Here is an 18,219-nt window from a genome sequence, read left to right as displayed (position 1 = left end):
CAGTCACCGGAAAGGGATGCGACATTGGCCTTCGATCTGCCGCCCGCCGGCCTGCAGTTCCCTCCAAACCCGTTCCGACGTCAGCGGAATTTCGTCAAACCAGATGCCCGTGGCGTCATGGACGGCTGCGACCAGCGCCGGCGCCAGCGCGATAAAGGGCATCTCTCCCATCCCGCGGGCTCCCCAAGGACCGATGGTGTTGGCGTGTTCCACAATGATCGCCTCGACCCGCTCCGGCAGGTCGGCGGTTGTCGGAATCAGATACGTGCTGAGGTTCGGCGTCAGCACACGGCCTTCTCGGGTCACGAAATTTTCGCAGGTAGCCCATCCGATTGCCTGGAGCAAGCCTCCCTCGATCTGTCCCGTGACTTGCTGGGGGTTAATGGCTCTGCCCACATCGTCGGCGCACACGACTCGCAAAACGCGCATCTCCCCGGTTTCAGTGTCCACTTCTACCTCGACCGCCTGGGCTACATAGCCGTAAGAAAAATTAGGGAAGCCCTGGCCGGTTTTCGGATCGAAGGGCGTAGTTTTGGGAGCCAGGTAAGTGAACTCGGCTATGGCAGGCCGCTCTTGGGCGTACCAATTCTCCAACGCCTTTGCGGCGGCTCCTCGGACGGCGTTCCCGGCCATGAGAGTCATGCGCGAAGCGGATACGGAGCCGGAGTTGCCCGGGCTGGTAGCGGTGTCGGAAGCGACCAGCCGCACCCGCTCCAGGGGCACGCCCAGCGCAGCGGCCGCCATTTGGCAGATCACCGTATGAGAGCCCTGCCCCACCTCGGCTGTGCCTATGTAGACCAGGGCTTCCTCAATCTCGATGTGGCCTTTCAAGGCGACCTTTACCCGGCAGTTATCATGATAGCCAAAAGAGTAGCCCACGTTTTTGAAAGCGGTGGCAAGACCAATCCCCCGCCGGATCCTGGATTGCGGATTTTGAATTGAGGGTTTGCGCCAGTCCTGGTCCGTGCGCTTCCAGCCGGCGGCCGTGGCGCATTTTTCAGTGACCTCCACCAGGCTTACACCCTCGGGGAGAGGCGTACCCATGGCGGTCAGGCTTCCCTCGCGCAGCAGGTTCTTGAGCCGCAGTTTGACCGGGTCCACGCCGAGCGCCTGCGCCAGTTTGTTCATCTGCATCTCGGCGGCGAAGATGGCCTGGGGCGAGCCGAAGCCCCGGAAGGCTCCGCTGGGCGTGTTGTTGGTATAGACCCCGTCCACATCCACCCTGACATTGGGGATTTCGTAAGGTCCCGTGCAGGTGGCAGTGGTGTTGCCGAGAACCTTGTTGGTGGTATAGCAGTAGGCGCCCCCGTCGGCGACAATGCGCACCTCCGCGGCAACGATTTTCCCGCCGCGGGTGGCACCCCACTTGCTGTGGATCCGGAACGGATGCCGTTTGCAGTGTCCCAGAATTGATTCTTCCCTGCTCCAGACGATTTTTACGGGGCGCTGCAATTTCCAGGCAGCCAGCGCCAGCACCACCTGGACCGAGATATCCTCCCGCCCGCCGAACGCTCCGCCGATGGCCGGGTAAATTACACGCACCCGGTCCGGCTCCAAATCCAGAGCGTGAGCGATCTGGTGCTGGTCTTCCGATATCCACTGCCCCGCTGCCACCACGGTCACACGGCCTTCGTCGTCGATGTAAGCCAATCCGGCCTCGGGCTGGAGGAACACGTGTTCCTGGGATGATGTGCGGTATTCACTCTCGACAATCACGTCGGCCTGCAGCCAGCCTGCTTCCACGTCACCCTTCCGGATCTGATGATGTGAGATTAGATTTCCTTCCGAGCGCAGTTCCGGATGAGTCTCGTTGAGCAGCCGCTGGGCGTGCACTTGAGGGGCGCCGGGCTTGAGTGCGTCGAATGGATCGATCACGATGGGAAGATCCTCATAATCGACGCGGATCAGGTCGCGGGCGTGCGCAGCAGCGCGTTCGGTGGCGGCCACAATGAGTGCCACCTGGTCGCCGGCAAAGCGCACCACGTCGGCGCCGGGCTTGGATGAGCCGGGGCCGCATAGCACGGGCTGGTCTGCTATCTGCAAGCCGCGTTCGTTCACCGGCACGTCACGGGCGGTAAAAACGGCAGTTACGCCGGGGACGGACTGTGCCTCCGCCGTATCAACGCACCGGACGCGGGCGTGAGGTCGGCCCGCAAAGAGAATCTTGGCGTGCAACATCCCTTCCATGGCCAGGTCGCCTGGATATATTGCGGCACCCGTGACTTTGGCGCGGGCATCCACCCGGGGAGCGCATTGACCGATCACTTGCGTCATAGAACTTTCCTTATGCGTTTTGTGCTGCCCCCGAGTGCACTGCGCCGGCATGGGAAGCTGCCCCAACCGCCCTGTCGACTGCGCGCACGATACTGCAGTACCCTGTGCAACGGCACAGGTTGCCCACCAGTCCGGCCTTGATCTGTTCACAGGTGGGAGCGGGAATTTCGTCCATAACACTGGCGCCGGCCATAATAAGGCCGGGCGTGCAGTAGCCGCATTGGACGGCTCCTTCGTCGATAAATGCCTGCTGCAAGGGGTGAAGAGTATCGCCCTGGGACATTCCCTCGATCGTCACGATGCGCGTACCATGGGCGCGCGGGGCAGGAACCAGGCAGGCCAGAACTGCGATTCCATCCATCCACACCGTGCATGCGCCGCACTCGCCCTCGCCGCATCCCTCCTTGGTGCCGGTCAATGCCAGGTCCTCGCGCAGCATGTCCAGCAATCTCTTGCCGCCCGCGCCGGGCACGACGACATGATTACCGTTGACCGTACACTCGATGGGTTCAGGCCCTCCCTCGTGGTGGCTCAACCTCTTCCCTTCCCAGCGCGGGAAATGGCCATCAGTCTTGCCCCAAAGCATCGGCGACGGGCGCGAGCAAACGTACCGCTCTACACCCTCACCGAGAGCGGTAAGGGCGCGCCGTACCAGGAAGCGTGTTGCCTCACGCCGGTAATCGTCCCCGGCACGGACATCCGTAATGGGCATCGCTGCCTGCGCAGACAGGCGGGCCGCTTCCGCGATGCGTTCTGCCTTCAAGCCCCCTCCCAGCAGCGACCTTTCCGCCTCTGGCGCGCGGACGATGGTAGGGGCGACGCTGCCTACTGTGATGCGGGCCTCGGTGATGGCGCTCCTCTCGAAGGTGAGGACGGCGGCAACATTGACCACGGCGATGGCATTCGCGCGGCGCAGGCCCAGTTTGACGAAGACACCACGGCGATTTGAGCCCAGTGCTGGAAAGGCAATATCGGTTACGATCTCATCCGGCTCCAGCGCAGTATGGCGCACTCCCCGGTAAAAATCGGGGAAGGACAGGGAGCGTTCGCCCCGGACGCTGCGCAGCGTCAGCCGCGCATCCAGCGCCCAAAGTGCCGTGATGGTGTCGTTGGCGGGAGAAGCCGTGACGAGGTTGCCCGCCACCGTGCCCCGGTTGCGCACCTGGGGTGTGCCCACTTCCCGGCATGCCAGCGCCAGCGGAAGGCCGCGCTCAACCAGGGTCGCGGAGGCCGCCGCCTGGTTGTGCGTGACCGCCGGGCCGATGTGGATCAGGCCCTGGCCATCAAGCCGCACACGATCGAGTTGCCCGATGCGGCTGATGTCGATCAGCAGAGGTCCTGGACCGGCAGCGCGTCGTAATTCGACCAGCAGGTCGGTGCCGCCGGCAATAATGCGGGCCTTCCGTCCATGTTCAGCGAGAAGGCGCACTGTTTCTTCAACAGAGGTTGGTGTTTGATAGGCCCGCCACACGATATTTCTCCTGAAGAACCTGCAACGACGTGCCAGGAGTGCACAGCCATGCCCGCGGCTTGCTTTTCGCCGCACGTGCACGAAGCGGCGGCGAGCCGGCGCACTCCAGATGTTCCTACAATCCCTTGAGCAGCCCCGTCATCTGATTAAACTGCCCGATCAGAGCGTCAATCTCTTCCGCCTGGCGGTGGATGTTGCTCCAATAGTAGCCATCGTACCACTGAGCCTGGATCTCCCGGTAGGTCTTGCCCTGCTGTTCGACCCAGGTATAGTACTTGAGGTTATGCACGCGCTTGCGCGCCGGATGGCTCAACTCCTCGACATGCTCGGTACCCTGGCCCATCAGGTGCTGGTGGTACGCCGCGGCTGCATCACAAGCGGTAAATTCGCCACGTGCCTCCGTGAGCTCCTGCAAGCGGCTCTGGTACATCTCCATCGAGTCGGTGAGCACGGTGACCACCGCATCCCCTTCGCCCCACTCGTACCAACGCGCCATCTTGACCGCCGACAACAGGTTCGCCACACCGGAGATGCCCAACAGCGCCAGTTGACTGATGAGCGCTTCGGGCACGCCCATCCGGGCCAGGTAACGCCTGCCTTCCGGCTCGTTGAACAATCGGATGATCTGCATCGGCGCCTCGTCATCGATTGCCATTACCATGTCGGTGTTGCGGACGTTGTGAATCCAGGGAACGTGCTTGTCGCCGATGCCTTCGATGCGGTGCTCACCGAAGCCGTTCATCATCAGCGTCGGGCATTGAAGCGCCTCGCTGGCAGCAAGCCTGCTGGTCGGCCAGACCTCTTTCAGATAATCCCCCGCGCCCATCGTGCCTGCAGATCCCGTGGTAAAGACCGCGCCGCGCAAAACCTCGCCGCCGCGCAACGCGTGCTCAAGCATCACTTCCAGCGCGTGGCCGGTGACGTCATAGTGCCAGAGATGGTTTCCGAACTCATCGAACTGGTTGAAAATCACCAGATCCTGGCCCGAGCGGCGCAATTCCCAGCACTTGTCGAAGATTTCCTTGACGTTGCTCTCAGTGCCCGGCGTGGCAATCACTTCCCCGGCGACTTTGGACAGCCATGCGAATCGTTCGCGGCTCATGCCGGAGGGGAGGATGGCAACGGACTCGCATCCTAACAGGGCCGAATCGTAGGCGCCGCCGCGGCAATAGTTGCCGGTGGACGGCCAGACTGCCTTTTGCGCGGATGGATCGAATTGCCCCGTGACCAGGCGCGGCACCAGGCAGCCGAAAGCAGCTCCCACTTTGTGTGCACCGGTGGGAAACCATTTGCCCACCAGGGCTAAGATCCGGGCACTTACGCCGGTGAGCGACTTGGGGAATTCGAGGTAGTTGACGCTGCCGAACCCGCCCCCATGCGGGACTGGCTCATTGTGCCACGTGATGCGAAAAAGGTTGAGCGAATTGATGTCCCACAGGCCTACATCCTTGAGCCGGGTCCTGATGACATCGGGAATCCGCGAGGGATCTTTCATCTGCGCAAACGTCGGAATGATGATGCCGCGCTCCTTGGCCCTTTGAACGGCCCGTTTCAACTTCTCGTTGTTTATGCTCAGATCAATCATTCGGCGCGTTTCCTTTGGAGGCGGTCAGCGTACGACTGAATCGCCCGCCTGCTTCAGAACCCGGCGCACCTCCGCCAAATCGGCAGAAATGACAGAGGGCTTAGCTACAGACTTGATTGCCGTTGCGACATCTTTTAGTCCGGACCCGGTAACCAGCACAACCATGCGCTCGTCGTGGTTGACTAATCCCAGATCAACTGCCTTCTCCAGGCCGGCATACGCAGCGGCAGCCGCGGGCTCGGCAAAAATCCCGCAGCCCCGTGCCAGGATGGGAATGGCCCTGACAATCTCCTCGTCGGTGACGCGGATAAAAGCACCGTCACTCTCACGCACGGCCCTGAGTGCCTTGATGCGATCGCGCGGCAAGCCGGCGCGGATGCTGTCGGCGATCGTATGAGCCTCGATCGGGTGCATCTCTGTGGCTTTCAGGCCGCGTTCCCAGGCGTCCGACAGTGCCGCAGACCCGGCCGCCTGCACACCCATCAACCTGGGCATCCGGTCAATCCAGCCCAGGGCCATCATATCCCGCAATCCCTTATAGAGTCCTCCGATGATGCAGCCGTCACCGACCGGCACAAAGATGCGGTCAGGGGCCTGCCACTGCAGCTGCTCACAGATTTCGTATGCAGCAGTCTTCTTGCCTTCGCTCACGTAGGGATTGTAGCCGGTGCTGCGGTTATACCAGCCGAACTCGGACGCGGCTTTCAGGCAGAGTTCGAAGGCATCGTCATACGTGCCATCCACGAGGAGCACCGTAGAACCGAACACCAGCAACTGCGCAATCTTGACCTGCGGCGCTGTGCGAGGCACAAAGATGACATTCGGTTGCGAAACCGCGGCGCACAGACCCGAGAGGGCGGCCGCCGCGTTGCCGGTGCTGGCGGTGGTTACCATGCCGAGACCCATTTCGCGGGTTTTAACTATGGCGATTGCCGAGGCACGATCTTTGAGAGAGGCCGTGGGCTGCCGCCCCTCGTCCTTTACCCAGAGCCGGTTGAGGCCGAGCCTGGCTGCCAGGCGCGGCACCGGCAGAAGCGGCGTCCACCCCACATGCGCCAGGATCGTGCCTTCGCTGAGCTGCCGGGCTGCATCTGCTTTAACTGGGAGCAGCGGCAGATAACGCCAGATGGAATGATCCCCATTGTCCGCCAATTTTGAGGTGGAGATCTGTTCCCTGATCAGGCTGTAATCGTAAATGACATCTACAACGCCGTCGTCGCCGTGTTTGGGGCAGACATAGGTTATCTCGTTTACCAGATACCTTGCGCTACAGATGGTGCATTCAAGCCCCAGAACCTGATCCATGCTCGCCTCTTCCCCGCTCCCGGCGTCCCGGCCACAAAAAAAGAGGAGGCAGCTTCCCACTGCCTTATTCGCCGTTGCTCGCCTCGGTGCTTTAATGCTACAACCTTTTCATTTCGTTGCCATTTTAAAATGTGACCGGGAGCCAGTCATGGTGGATCTCAACAAGGAAATCGCGGAAATCAGAAAGTTGAAAAACGGACTCTTCGGTCGAGATTTTCTTCTGACCTGGGATAAGAGCCTTGATGAATTAAGAATCATCCTCAAGACGGCCAATATCCTCAAGGCGCTCTATCATGACAATGCCTCCTGCCGGCTGTTTGACTCCGGTCTGGCGGTATCCCACTTCCGCGATAAGTCCACGCGCACCCGTTTTTCCTTCGCTTCCGCCGCCAACCTGCTGGGCCTCGCCGTTCAGGATCTGGATGAAGGCAAATCCCAGATCACCCACGGCGAAACGGTGCGTGAAACCGCCAGCATGGTCTCCTTCTTAACCGAAGTGATCGGGATTCGGGACGACATTTTCCTGGGAGCAGGGCACACCTACATGCTCGAGGTGGGCATAGCTCTTGATAATGGATACAAGGAGGGGGTCTTGCCGCAGAGGCCTACCATCGTCAACCTGCAATGCGATGTAGACCATCCCTCGCAGAGCATGGCAGATTTGCTTCAGCTGGAGCACTACTTCGAAGGTCTTGACAATCTCAGAGGCAAAAAGATAGCCATGAGCTGGGCCTACTCACCAAGCTATGGGAAGCCCCTCTCCGTGCCGCAGGGCGTTATCGGGCTGATGACCCGATTCGGCATGAATGTGGTTCTGGCTCACCCCGAGGGCTACAACGTGGTTCCTGAGGTGCTGGATCTCGCTGCGCTGGAAGCGAACAAAAACGGAGGGAGCTTCCATCTCGCCGGATCCATGGAAGAGGCGTTTCAGGACGCCGACGTGGTCTATCCCAAAAGCTGGGCTCCCTATCAGGTGATGGAAAGGCGCACGGCGCTCCTGCGCCAAAACGACGCAGCAGGACTCAAAGACCTGGAAAAGGAATGCCTCGCCAATAATGCACGTTTCAAGCACTGGGAGTGTACCGAGGCCAGAATGAAACTCACGCGGAACGGCAAGGCGCTCTACATGCATTGCTTGCCCGCAGATATTTCCTCCGTTTCCTGTGCCCAAGGCGAGGTGCAGAAAAGTGTATTTGATCGCTACCGCATCGAAACATATCGAGAGGCAGGATTTAAGCCCTTTATCATTGCCGCCATGATCCTTGCCGGCAGATTTGATGATCCGGCAGTGGTCTTGAAAGGCCTCGCTGCAAAAAAAGAAAAGAGACGGAGACTCCGGCTCGAACATTTGAGTGGTTGAAAGATTGTGCTCGCCCGCACCGGCACGCGGCGCGGGATCAACTAGACACTGAGGTACCCATGGTTAAGATCGATGCTGCAAGAATCATGGTGCAGGCCGAAAAGTATCGCGAGCGCATGGTTGTTTTTCTGCGGGAAATGCTCGCTATTCCGTCCGAGTCCCGTAAGGAAAGACAAGTCATCCTCCGGATCAAGGCAGAAATGGAAAAGGTGGGATTCGATGAGATCCGCATCGATGCCATGGGAAACATCCTGGGTCGTATCGGCAACGGCAAGCGGGTGATCGCGATGGATGCCCATGTCGACACGGTCGGCGTGGGCGATGCCGGGGCCTGGAGGTGGGACCCATTTCTAGGGAAATTGGAAAAGGGAATAATCTTTGGCCGCGGAGCCGGCGACCAGGAAGGCGGCATGGCCAGCATGGTCTATGCCGCCAGGATCATCCAGGATCTCGAACTCGAAGAAGATTATTCTCTATGGCTCACCGGAACCGTTCAAGAGGAGGACTGTGACGGACTTTGCTGGCAATATCTGCTCAAGAACAACATCATCGTGCCCGAGGTCGTGGTCATCACCGAGCCCACCAATCTCAATATCTATCGAGGCCACCGCGGCCGGATGGAAATCGGGGTGACTGCCAGAGGAATCTCGTGTCACGGATCGGCGCCCGAGAGAGGACAAAACGCCGTATACATGATGGCGAAGATCGTGAATGAAATTGAGAAACTGAATGAACGCTTACGCGAGGATGCGTTCCTGGGCAAAGGAACGGTGACCGTCTCCTACATTGAATGCAGCACCCCATCTCTGTGCGCAGTCCCCGACCGCGCCTACATCCACCTGGACCGGCGCTTAACCCGTGGAGAAACCAAGGTTGGTGCGATGGCGGAAGTGCAGGAAGCGATCAGGCACGCGGGGGTAGAGGCAATCCCGGAAGTCTTGAAATACAACGTGCCGAGTTACACTGGTCTGGTCTATGAGACCGAAAAATACTATCCCACGTGGGTGCTGGAAGAAGATCATCTGCTCTGCAGAGCGAGTATGGAAGCTTATCGTCGGATTTTGGGAAAAGAACCCGAAGTCGGCAAATGGACTTTTTCCACCAACGGTGTCGCCACAATGGGAATGATGGGAATTCCTACTATCGGATTCGGCCCCGCAAATGAAATATACGCTCACACGGTAGATGATCAGGTGCCGGTGGATCATCTGGTCACGGCCGCAGCTTTTTACGCGGCATTTCCCCACCTGTACTGCGAGATGGCCCGACCCATCTGATTCCGTTCCTGAAAGCGGAACATCAGATGAGCGCGATTCACGCAGATTCGCCCGGATTATTCATGAATATGCGATCAAGAGAAAATTTCGGACGCGGAAAAACGCCGACAGACGCCGACCGTTCGGTCTTAGTCGGCGTGCAGGAACTTTTGCCGCGCCGCAGGCGCCAGCGCTTATCCGCGTCCAATTTTGTTGCCTTTTCACCGGCGTTTGGTTCTGCTTCACGAATAGTTCGGGTTAGGATCCGCGTTTATGAGCGTGCACCTGCGGTGCCGAAGCTGGAGGAAATCACACAGTGGAATTCATACTCAACGGCGAAAAGAGGACTTTCGAGGGTGATACCGATCTGACGCTCTCATACTATCTTCGAGAAAGAGCGGGAATCACCTCCTGCAAGGTCGGGTGTTCAGGACAAGGGGCATGCGGGGGATGCACGGTCATTATGGACGGGAAAGCCACACTCTCCTGTACGACCTCGATGAAGCAGGTGCAAGGCAAGACCGTAATCACCCCCGACGGGTTAGAAGAAAAAATCCAGGATATCTTCGCCCGAGCCTTTGTATTAAAAGGGGGAGTCCAATGCGGGTTTTGCACTCCGGGCATGGTGATGGCTGCGCGGGCGCTGCTGTTGAGCAATCCGGATCCCACACGCGGTCAGATCAAGAAGGCCCTTCAGCGCAATCTCTGCCGCTGTACCGGCTATAAAAAAATCATAGATTCAATTCTCTATGCTGCGAGGGTACTGCGGGGCGAGGAAACACTCCCTGAAGAAAATGCTACGGGTAAGATAGGCAGCCGGCTGGCGAGGCATCAGGCCTACCAGGCGGTCCTGGGGAAAAGGCCTTTCGTCGGAGACCTGAAAGAAGACGGGATGCTCTTTGCTGCTCTCAGATTCTCGGATCATCCACGCGCCAGGCTCCTGAGAATCGATGCCGCTGCAGCGGAAAAGACGCCCGGCGTGATCAGGATATTTACAGCAGCGGACATCCCGGGCCGACGGCTCATCGGTCTCATAATTGAAGATTGGCCGGTGATGGTTGCGGTCGGAGAAGAAACCCGTTACCTCGGAGATGTCATAGCGGGAGTAGTGGCTGAGGCGGACGAGATCGCCCGCCGGGCGGCCAGGAAGATAAGAGTCAAATATGAGATTCTGGCGCCGGTTACCACCGTGGATGAGGCACTCAAGCCAGATGCGCCCCTCATTCATCAGAGCGGCAATGTCTTATCATTGACCAGTTTGAAACGCGGGGATCCGAATCAGGCAATCGCGAATGCAGCTTATCTTGCTAAGGGAAGCTATTACACCCAGCGTGTGGAACACGCCTACATGGAGACCGAATGCGCTCTCGCGAGGCCTTGCAGGGCCGCCGGTGAAGCCGGAATCCATGTGTTTTCCCAGGGGCAAGGCGCCTACGAAGACCGCAGGCAGATCGCCATGATTCTGGGTCTGCCGGAGAAGCGGGTGCGCGTAGTCCAGGTGGCAACCGGCGGGGCTTTTGGCGGAAAAGAGGATCTTTCCGTTCAAGGACACGCGGCCCTTTATGCCTATCTCCTGAAAAAGCCGGTACGGGTCTCTCTCACTCGCGAAGAATCTCTGATCATGCATCCCAAACGCCACCCCATGCGCCTCGATTACGCTGTCGCGTGTGACAAAAACGGCAAGCTCACCGGAATGATTGCTGAAATTGTCGGTGACACCGGAGCCTACGCTTCGGTGGGGATGAAAGTTCTGGAGCGCGCCGCGGGGCATGCCGCGGGCGCCTACGCCGTCCCCAACGTGCTCGTGCGCTCGCGGGCTGTGTACACCAACAATATCCCCTGCGGAGCAATGCGCGGCTTTGGCGTCCCGCAAGCGACGTTCGCCATGGAGAGCTGTGTCGACGACCTGTGCAGGCAGGGAGGCTTTGACCGCTGGCAGTTCCGCTACGACAATGCTCTGGCGGATGGGAAAGAAACGGTCACCGGGCAGATCCTCCATGGCGGAGTGGGTCTGCGCGAGACCCTGATGGCAGTAAAGGACGTGTTCTATCAGGCGCCCTACGCGGGTATCGCCTGCGCCATCAAAAATACCGGGATCGGCAATGGCGTTCCCGATATCGGCAGAGCCAAAATCGTCGTTGAATCCGGGAGCAAGCTGATTATCTATCATGGTTGGACGGAAATGGGCCAGGGAGTCCACACGATGGCCATACAGACTGTTTGTGAGCGGACAGGGCTTGATCCCTCGATCATCGAGGTCCGAGTCGATACCGCCTCTGAAACGGTTTGCGGCATGACCACCGCCTCCCGCGGGACCTCGCTGGTGGGGAATTCGCTGATTGTCGCCACTGAAAGACTGATCGCCGACCTGAGGAATTGTTCTCTCAAGGATCTGGCCGGCAAGGAATACACCGGTGAATGGATCTACAACAGGACGTCGAAGATCGGTGAAGTGAAGCCGGACGTGGGTCATGAGACCCATTATTCCTACGGTTACGCGACCCAGGTGGTCACGCTGGATGAAAAGGGGAAGATCGACAAGATTTACGCTGCGCACGATGTCGGCCGGATCATGAATCCCACTCTGTTCGAGGGCCAGATTGAAGGGGCCGTGCACATGGGACTCGGATATGCCCTCACCGAGGATTTCCCCATGAAAGACGGGAGGCCGGTGTCTCTGAAACTGGGCAAATGCGGTGTGCTGCGCGCGCCCCAGATGCCGGAGGTAATCGTGATCGGCGTCGAAGCCGGCGATCCGCATGGACCCTTTGGTGCCAAGGGAGTGGGAGAAATAGGGATGGCGCCTACCGCAGCTTCGGTGGCCAACGCGCTGCATGCCTTTGACGGCATGCGCCGATATTCTCTCCCATTGAAACGGAATCCCAAATGAAAAGAATGCTGATCAAAAACGGCATCATCGTCACTTTGGAGCATCCCAACCGGGTACTCGCCAACCACGCGGTTTTGATCGAAGGCGGCCTCATCAAGAAGATAGTGCCGCAAAGGTCCACCAGGAATCTCAAGGCTCAGGTCATCGACGCTCATGGCAAGGTAGTCATGCCGGGCTTTGTCAATGCCCACACCCACTTTTATTCCAGTTTCGCCCGAGGCCTGACCAAGGCAGAACCGGCGAGGAATTTTACCGAAATACTGCGCAATTTGTGGTGGCGCCTCGATCGACGGCTTACCCTCGAGGATTGTTATTACAGCGCGCTGGTGGCGGGGCTGGAATCCATTCGCCATGGGACCACAACGGTCATCGATCATCACGCCTCACCTTACGCCGTAAAGGGATCCCTCACCCGAATCGCCCAGGCGGTTCAGGAATTGGGGTTGCGGGCATGTCTTTGCTACGAGGTTTCCGACCGGGATGGAGAGGACATCGCCCGGGAAGCAATCGAGGAAAATCTCCGCTTTATGGAGCAATGCCGGCAAGTGAACAACAACCAGTTGAAGGCGCTTTTCGGATTGCATGCCTCCTTTACCCTCGGGGAAAAAACATTTCGTAAGTGCGCAGAAATGGCCGGGAAGTATCAGGCTGGTTTTCACATACACTGTGCCGAGGATGTCGCGGATCAAACGATTACCCGGAGTAGCTACGGCAAGAATGTGGTTCAGCGTTTATCGGATCACGGCATCCTCGGTCCACGAACCGTCTGCGCCCATGCGGTCCATCTGGATGATGACGAATGGGACCGGCTGGCCCAGTCACAGACGGCCGTCGTCCATAATCCCCAATCCAACCTGAATAATGCCGTCGGCGTGATGGATCTGTTGAAGGCTACGCGAAAGGGCGTGCTGGTCGGTTTGGGAACAGACGCTATGACCAGCAACATGCGCGAGGAGCTGCGCAGCGCCATCTGGGCACAGAGACTCTCGCAAAAAGATCCCAGTGCCGCGCTCGGTGAGGCGGTGGGCCTCCTGATCAGGAACAACCAGGAGATCTCCAACCGTTATTTCCAAAAGGTAGGGCAACTGAGGGAAGGCTGGAATGCAGATTTGATCTGCGTCGACTACTTCCCCCCGACGAGGATGAATGAAGACAATTTCCCGGCTCATCTGGTGTTCGGGCTGTCCCAGGCAATAGTCGATACCACCATCGTCGGCGGAAGAATTCTGATGAAGAATAAGCGCCTCTTGCACCTGGATGAAGAGAGCATCGCCGGGCATTCGCAAAAACTGTCCGCCGCGCTCTGGAAACGGTTCTAGCTGTGATGGTTTCAAATCCGTGACGCGCTTGCCGTCCCATGTGGTGACCACCACCGGGAGCAAAACCATGTCAACATGACTATCCACTTTTGAGCGGTCAGGCGGTTTCCAGCATTTTTGCCGCGATCTCCTTCAGGAGCTTCGCGCAGACGACTCCTGTCGTGTTCATGGCATCCATTCGAGGATTGAACTCGACCAGATCCGCCCCGACAACAACCGCGTCCAGCGTCTGAATCGCCCTCAGCGCCTGCCGCACGGAAAGGCCCCCAGGCTCGCGGTGGGAGACGCCCGGGGCAAATGCGGGATCGAGGGCGTCCAGGTCGAACGAGATGTACATGGGTGAATCCAGCACGAGCAGCAGGTCGCGCCAATCCTTCATCTCGATCACCTCAACCCCAAACTTTTCCGCCTGGCGACGCTGGTGCCCGTTCATCGAACGGATCCCAACCTGCACAAGACGGCGCACCAGCCCTTCCTCCATGATTCTTGCAAATGGGCAGGCGTGAGAGCGGCGGCTGCCCTGAAACTCGTCATACAGATCCGGGTGAGCATCGAAGTCCAGGACGGTCAGACCGGCATAGCTCCGGGCAATTGCTCGGATCACGGGGTAGGTAATCGCATGATCGCCACCCAGCGCAATCGGCCGCAGCTTCCGGTCGAGCAGCACCCGCACTGATTCTTCGATCAGGAAAACCAGGTCCACGCCGGCAACAGCCGCGACATCACCGGCATCCCTGATGAGCGACACATCACCAAGGTTGGTCCCGTTTTCGCTCCAGAGATTCGAAGCCTCCGAAAAGAGGGCTGCTCTTATCAAAGGGGGCGCTCCCGCTGCTCCCGTCAGAAAAGAGGAGTTTTCGTCGAAGGGAAGCCCGATGATGCCGAGTTTCCCTCCCTCGGAAGAAAGATCAGGGTATGACACCGTCGTCTTCTCCAATCTGAAGGAACCTTCCCGCGCTCCTGATTTCAGCTATCCTGCAGAAACTCCTGGCGCGCGCCAAATAATTGTCCGGCAGATTCAGTGGAATCTGCAAGCGTGATATGATGCTGCAACCGTCGATTCATCAAAGGAGGGCCAGAATCATGGCTGAGGAAATGAAGACCGTCGCAAACTGGGCAGTGGAGCTTGGCGTGCCGGAGAAACGGCTGAAGGAAGCGGTGAAGGCGGCCGCCATCCAGCCCGATGCCAAGAAGGGTGTCTGCGCCTACTTCTCTCGGGCGACCATAGAAAAGGCGAAGAAGGCCATTAAGTAAGCAGGCGCAGCAAGAACCACATGAATATTCTGCTGCTCTCCATGCCGGATTCCTTCGAACACATGCCTGCGCATGGGATGCGGCTGCCGACTGCCTCCCTTACCTCTCTGGCAGGAAACATCGACGCGCATCACAGGGTCGCCGTCGCCGACTTGATCCTGGTCCAGCGTCGCGTGCGCGCAAGCATCGAGCGGCTCGTGCGCCAGTTTGAGCCGGACCTGGTAGGGCTGTCCGTAATGACCTTTCAGCGCCGAAGCGCGTTGAGGATAGCCGAACTGGTGCGCTCGCTGCGGCCGGCGGCGCGCATTGTCGCCGGCGGCTACGATCCCAGCCTGGCGCCCGAAGCCTACGCCGGCGCCGCGGACTTTCTGGTGCGCGGCGAAGGAGAGATCACCTTCCGCGAACTTGTGCGGGCGCTGGAGCGGGGCAACGGTTACGGGCACATTGAGGGACTATGGTATCGCGACGGTGACAGGTTTTCTCAAAATCCCGACCGGCCCGTCAGCCGCCTGAACGGAGATGAGATCCGTCTTCCGAATCGCGGTGCACGAGTGCTCGATGGGTATACCCTGATGGGCCGCCCGGTCGACGTCGTCGAAACCTCGCGCGGCTGCACATTTGACTGCAGTTTCTGCTCGATCGTCGCGCTGCGGGGCCGCAATTTCCACACGTACCGGATGGATCGGGTGCTGGAAGACATCCGCGACGCGCTGGATCGCGGTGCACGCACGATCTTCCTGGTCGACGACAACATTACACTCGATGTGGCGCGCTTTGAGGCCTTTTGCCGCGCCCTCATCGACGCCCGTCTGAACCGGGCCGAATACATTGTGCAGGCGATGACTTCCGCCCTCGCCAACCACGGCGCCACGCTGGCGCCGCTCATGCGCCGGGCGGGCTTCCGCTACGTGTTCCTCGGGATCGAGAATGTGCTGGAGAGTGATCTGAGTTTCTTGCGGGCGCGATCGAAGAATGAAGAACGCGCTCATGGGCACGTCGTCCGCAACGCAGCCCGCCGGGCGATCGATCATCTGCACCGGAACGGCCTCTATGTCGTGGGCGGCCTGATTGTCGGCAACCCGGACGATACCAGGGCCTCGATTGAGGCCAACCTGGATTTTGCTCGTCGCTATGTCGACTGGCCCTACATCCAGCATCCAACTCCTTACCCCCGGACTCCCATGAGCAACGAGTTTCGGGCCCGCGGCCTGATCGTCAGCGATCGATGGGAGGAATATGACGGCACTACCGCGGTCGTGCGCAGTGAGCATTTAGCTGCCGAGGAGATCGAGTTCATGCGCTGGCGCGCCGAGCGCTGGATGAAGTTGCGCCACATGCCGGCCTCCTTCCTTCACAGCCCGTTCTTTGTGGCACGAATCGGACACAGGATGCTGCGGCACACCTTTCGCGGAAGCACACTCAGGTCGATGCTTGGATTAGAGGATGCGCGCAAGGCCTTCGAACGCTACCGCTCACGCCGCCGCGCCGAGCGAAACTACCTGTAGGGGACAAGAGAGCAATAGCGGCCTCTCCTCATCACACGTGTCCGGGATCCTCGTTTAAGGAAGTTCAATCCACTTGCCACTTGACGCGCCATGGTTTCTCACTTCTAATGCCTCTTTGCCCCGCGGCAAACTGCATGCGGCGAAGGATGAACGCGCCGGCATTTCAGCCTGCGCTGTATTAACCCAGGAGATTACGGTGGCCGGAAACCAATCAGCCGATCCTCGACATCCCCGACTCTCGGCCGAGCAGCGGGAAGTCCTTCTCAGCGCGGCAAAAGCAGCTTTGGCACGCGCCTATGCTCCCTATTCCAAATTCAAAGTCGGCGCCGCGTTGCTTACGGAAAACGGGGCTATCTTTTCCGGATGCAATGTCGAGAACGCCTCCTATGGGCTGACCAATTGCGCCGAGCGGACCGCGATTTTCTCTGCGGTGGCTGCCGAGGGCAGCAAGATGCGCATCCGGGCCATCGCCGTCTGGAGCCGACCCGAGGGGCCATGTGCGCCGTGTGGGGCGTGCCGCCAGGTGATATTTGAAATGGGACCCGACGCGACCGTGCTGTTCCAGGGACAGAACGGAGTGCAGGAGATTCGGGCCTCCGAACTCCTGCCCTTCGGGTTTGTGTTCTGATCCGGGACATCGGTACGGCGAGTCTGTGCCGACTTATGGGATTTTCAAAATGCGTCCTGTAGACATAATCCGGAAAAAGCGCGACGGGGCCGAGCTGACCCGAGAAGAGATCAACTTCCTGGTTTCGGGTTACACCCGCGATGAAATTCCCGACTATCAGATTTCCGCATGGTTGATGGCCGTCGTTCTCCGCGGGATGAGTCGTGCCGAATTGGCAGCTCTCACGGAGGTCATGCTGTGCTCCGGCAGAATCCTGGATCTTTCATCGCTGCCGGGCTGCAAAGTGGACAAGCACTCGACTGGAGGGGTGGGCGACAAAACCTCGCTCGTCATCGCGCCGGTGGTTGCTGCGGCCGGGCTGCTTGTGCCCATGATTAGTGGGCGCGGTCTGGGCCACACGGGCGGAACGCTGGACAAGCTCGAATCCATCCCCGGCTTTAATGTGAATCTCTCCCTGGCGGATTTCCAGCGTGTGCTGGGCAAATGCGGGTGCGTGCTGATAGGCCAGACGCCGGAGATCGCTCCCGCCGACAAAAAACTGTATGCGTTGCGCGACGTGACGGGCACGGTCGACAGCCCTTATCTGATCTGCGCCTCGATCATGAGCAAGAAGCTGGCCGAAGGTATTGATGCCCTCGTGCTGGACGTCAAGACCGGTTCCGGCGCATTCATGAAGAAAACCGAGGACGCCGCGGCGCTCGCCGAACTGATGGTCGAAACCGGCCGGCGCATGGGCAAGAAGACGGTCGCGCTGATAACGGACATGGATCAGCCGCTGGGGCAGGCGGTCGGGAACGCGCTCGAAGTCGCCGAGTGCATCGACGTTCTGCGCGGCTCCGGTCCGGCCGATTTGCGCGCCCTGTGCCTTGAGCTCGCCGGATGGATGCTCTACCTGGGTCAGCGGACGGTCACCGTGGATGAAGGCAAACGCCTCGCCGGGGGAATAATCGCCAACGGCCGGGGATTGGAAAAATTCCGCGAAATTATCAGGCTGCAAGGAGGCGATCCGGAGGTGCTGGACGACCCCAAGCGACTGCCGCAGTCGCGGCACAAGGTGGAGCTGGTCAGTCCATGCGCCGGCCGGGTTACCGCAATCGCCTGCGAGCAGGTGGGTATTGCCGGCGTCGTGCTGGGCGGCGGCCGCGAAAAGAAAGAGGATTTGATCGATCCTGCGGTCGGTATGGTGCTTCACAAAAAAGTTGGAGACGTGGTTGCGGCGGGCGAACCGCTGCTCACGGTGCATTACAACTCCGATGCGCGGCTGCCCGAAGCCCGCGCCTTGGTGGAGCAGGCCTATCGTGTGACACAAGACGCAAGGCATGTGCCGCGGCCGCTCGTGAGACAGGTTATCGGGGGATAACCGCAACCCGGC

13 protein-coding genes are annotated in these 18,219 nt (G+C 59.4%); 8 read left to right on the top strand and 5 right to left on the bottom strand.

All coding sequences use genetic code 11. The features are described from left to right. Positions 1-3 precede the first annotated feature (3 nt). The 4 genes from LAP85_09470 to LAP85_09455 form a co-directional block, all read right to left on the bottom strand. Entirely contained in the window at positions 4-2,274 is a 2,271-nt protein-coding gene (locus LAP85_09470) for a xanthine dehydrogenase family protein molybdopterin-binding subunit (protein ID MBZ5496620.1), read from the bottom strand. Positions 2,275-2,284: 10 nt separating this feature from the next. Beyond that, on the bottom strand, positions 2,285-3,745 hold the full coding sequence (locus tag LAP85_09465) for an FAD binding domain-containing protein (GenBank protein MBZ5496619.1): 1,461 nt from the start codon (positions 3,743-3,745) through the stop codon (positions 2,285-2,287). Between the two features lie 115 nt (positions 3,746-3,860). Continuing rightward, positions 3,861-5,330, bottom strand: a complete 1,470-nt coding sequence (locus LAP85_09460; protein MBZ5496618.1) for a pyridoxal-phosphate dependent enzyme — start codon at positions 5,328-5,330, stop codon at positions 3,861-3,863. A 24-nt stretch (positions 5,331-5,354) separates the two neighbouring features. Then, positions 5,355-6,635, bottom strand: a complete 1,281-nt coding sequence (locus LAP85_09455) for a threonine synthase (protein MBZ5496617.1) — start codon at positions 6,633-6,635, stop codon at positions 5,355-5,357. Between the two features lie 148 nt (positions 6,636-6,783). Between LAP85_09455 and ygeW the strand changes: the two genes are divergently transcribed. From ygeW to ssnA, 4 genes are all read left to right on the top strand, one after another. After that, positions 6,784-7,995, top strand: a complete 1,212-nt coding sequence (ygeW, locus tag LAP85_09450; protein ID MBZ5496616.1) for a knotted carbamoyltransferase YgeW — start codon at positions 6,784-6,786, stop codon at positions 7,993-7,995. Positions 7,996-8,054: 59 nt separating this feature from the next. Next, positions 8,055-9,272: a YgeY family selenium metabolism-linked hydrolase gene (locus LAP85_09445; protein ID MBZ5496615.1), complete on the top strand. Its 1,218-nt coding sequence runs from the start codon at positions 8,055-8,057 to the stop codon at positions 9,270-9,272. Positions 9,273-9,567: 295 nt separating this feature from the next. Then, on the top strand, positions 9,568-12,141 hold the full coding sequence (gene xdh / locus LAP85_09440; protein ID MBZ5496614.1) for a selenium-dependent xanthine dehydrogenase: 2,574 nt from the start codon (positions 9,568-9,570) through the stop codon (positions 12,139-12,141). Beyond that, a complete protein-coding gene (gene ssnA / locus LAP85_09435) occupies positions 12,138-13,460 on the top strand; it encodes a putative aminohydrolase SsnA (protein ID MBZ5496613.1) in 1,323 nt (440 codons plus the stop codon). The genes xdh and ssnA overlap by 4 nt, the downstream gene beginning before the upstream one ends. 97 nt (positions 13,461-13,557) lie before the next feature. On the opposite strand, the gene speB is transcribed toward ssnA, so the two are convergent. Continuing rightward, positions 13,558-14,382, bottom strand: coding sequence for an agmatinase (gene speB, locus LAP85_09430; GenBank protein ID MBZ5496612.1), 825 nt, complete (start codon positions 14,380-14,382; stop codon positions 13,558-13,560). Positions 14,383-14,543: 161 nt separating this feature from the next. On the opposite strand from speB, the gene LAP85_09425 reads away from it, so the two are divergent. The 4 genes from LAP85_09425 to LAP85_09410 all read left to right on the top strand — a co-directional run bounded on the left by LAP85_09425 (position 14,544) and on the right by LAP85_09410 (position 18,207). Next, positions 14,544-14,714 carry a hypothetical protein gene (locus LAP85_09425; protein ID MBZ5496611.1) on the top strand — a complete coding sequence of 57 codons (171 nt, stop codon included), beginning with the start codon at positions 14,544-14,546 and terminating at the stop codon, positions 14,712-14,714. Positions 14,715-14,734: 20 nt separating this feature from the next. Next, the gene (locus LAP85_09420) at positions 14,735-16,219 is read left to right on the top strand and encodes a B12-binding domain-containing radical SAM protein (protein MBZ5496610.1); all 1,485 of its coding nucleotides are present in this window, start codon (positions 14,735-14,737) and stop codon (positions 16,217-16,219) included. A 196-nt stretch (positions 16,220-16,415) separates the two neighbouring features. Continuing rightward, on the top strand, positions 16,416-16,847 hold the full coding sequence (cdd, locus tag LAP85_09415) for a cytidine deaminase (protein MBZ5496609.1): 432 nt from the start codon (positions 16,416-16,418) through the stop codon (positions 16,845-16,847). A 49-nt stretch (positions 16,848-16,896) separates the two neighbouring features. Next, positions 16,897-18,207 carry a thymidine phosphorylase gene (locus LAP85_09410; GenBank protein MBZ5496608.1) on the top strand — a complete coding sequence of 437 codons (1,311 nt, stop codon included), beginning with the start codon at positions 16,897-16,899 and terminating at the stop codon, positions 18,205-18,207. Positions 18,208-18,219: the final 12 nt, after the last annotated feature.

The organism is Terriglobia bacterium (assembly GCA_020072565.1).
GTDB lineage: Bacteria > Acidobacteriota > UBA6911 > UBA6911 > UBA6911 > JAFNAG01.
The sequence above is the reverse complement of the archived record's forward strand: the minus strand, read 5'-3'. Positions and strand labels throughout refer to the sequence as shown.

Bases quoted from the DNA above. Each gene is read 5' to 3' on its own strand.
- LAP85_09470 (MBZ5496620.1), bottom strand. From the start codon at position 2,274: ATGACGCAAGTGATCGGTCAATGCGCTCCCCGGGTGGATGCCCGCGCC.
- LAP85_09460 (MBZ5496618.1), bottom strand. From the start codon at position 5,330: ATGATTGATCTGAGCATAAACAACGAGAAGTTGAAACGGGCCGTTCAA.
- LAP85_09455 (MBZ5496617.1), bottom strand. From the start codon at position 6,635: ATGGATCAGGTTCTGGGGCTTGAATGCACCATCTGTAGCGCAAGGTAT.
- ygeW (MBZ5496616.1), top strand. From the start codon at position 6,784: ATGGTGGATCTCAACAAGGAAATCGCGGAAATCAGAAAGTTGAAAAAC.
- LAP85_09445 (MBZ5496615.1), top strand. From the start codon at position 8,055: ATGGTTAAGATCGATGCTGCAAGAATCATGGTGCAGGCCGAAAAGTAT.
- ssnA (MBZ5496613.1), top strand. From the start codon at position 12,138: ATGAAAAGAATGCTGATCAAAAACGGCATCATCGTCACTTTGGAGCAT.
- LAP85_09425 (MBZ5496611.1), top strand. From the start codon at position 14,544: ATGGCTGAGGAAATGAAGACCGTCGCAAACTGGGCAGTGGAGCTTGGC.
- LAP85_09420 (MBZ5496610.1), top strand. From the start codon at position 14,735: ATGAATATTCTGCTGCTCTCCATGCCGGATTCCTTCGAACACATGCCT.
- LAP85_09410 (MBZ5496608.1), top strand. From the start codon at position 16,897: ATGCGTCCTGTAGACATAATCCGGAAAAAGCGCGACGGGGCCGAGCTG.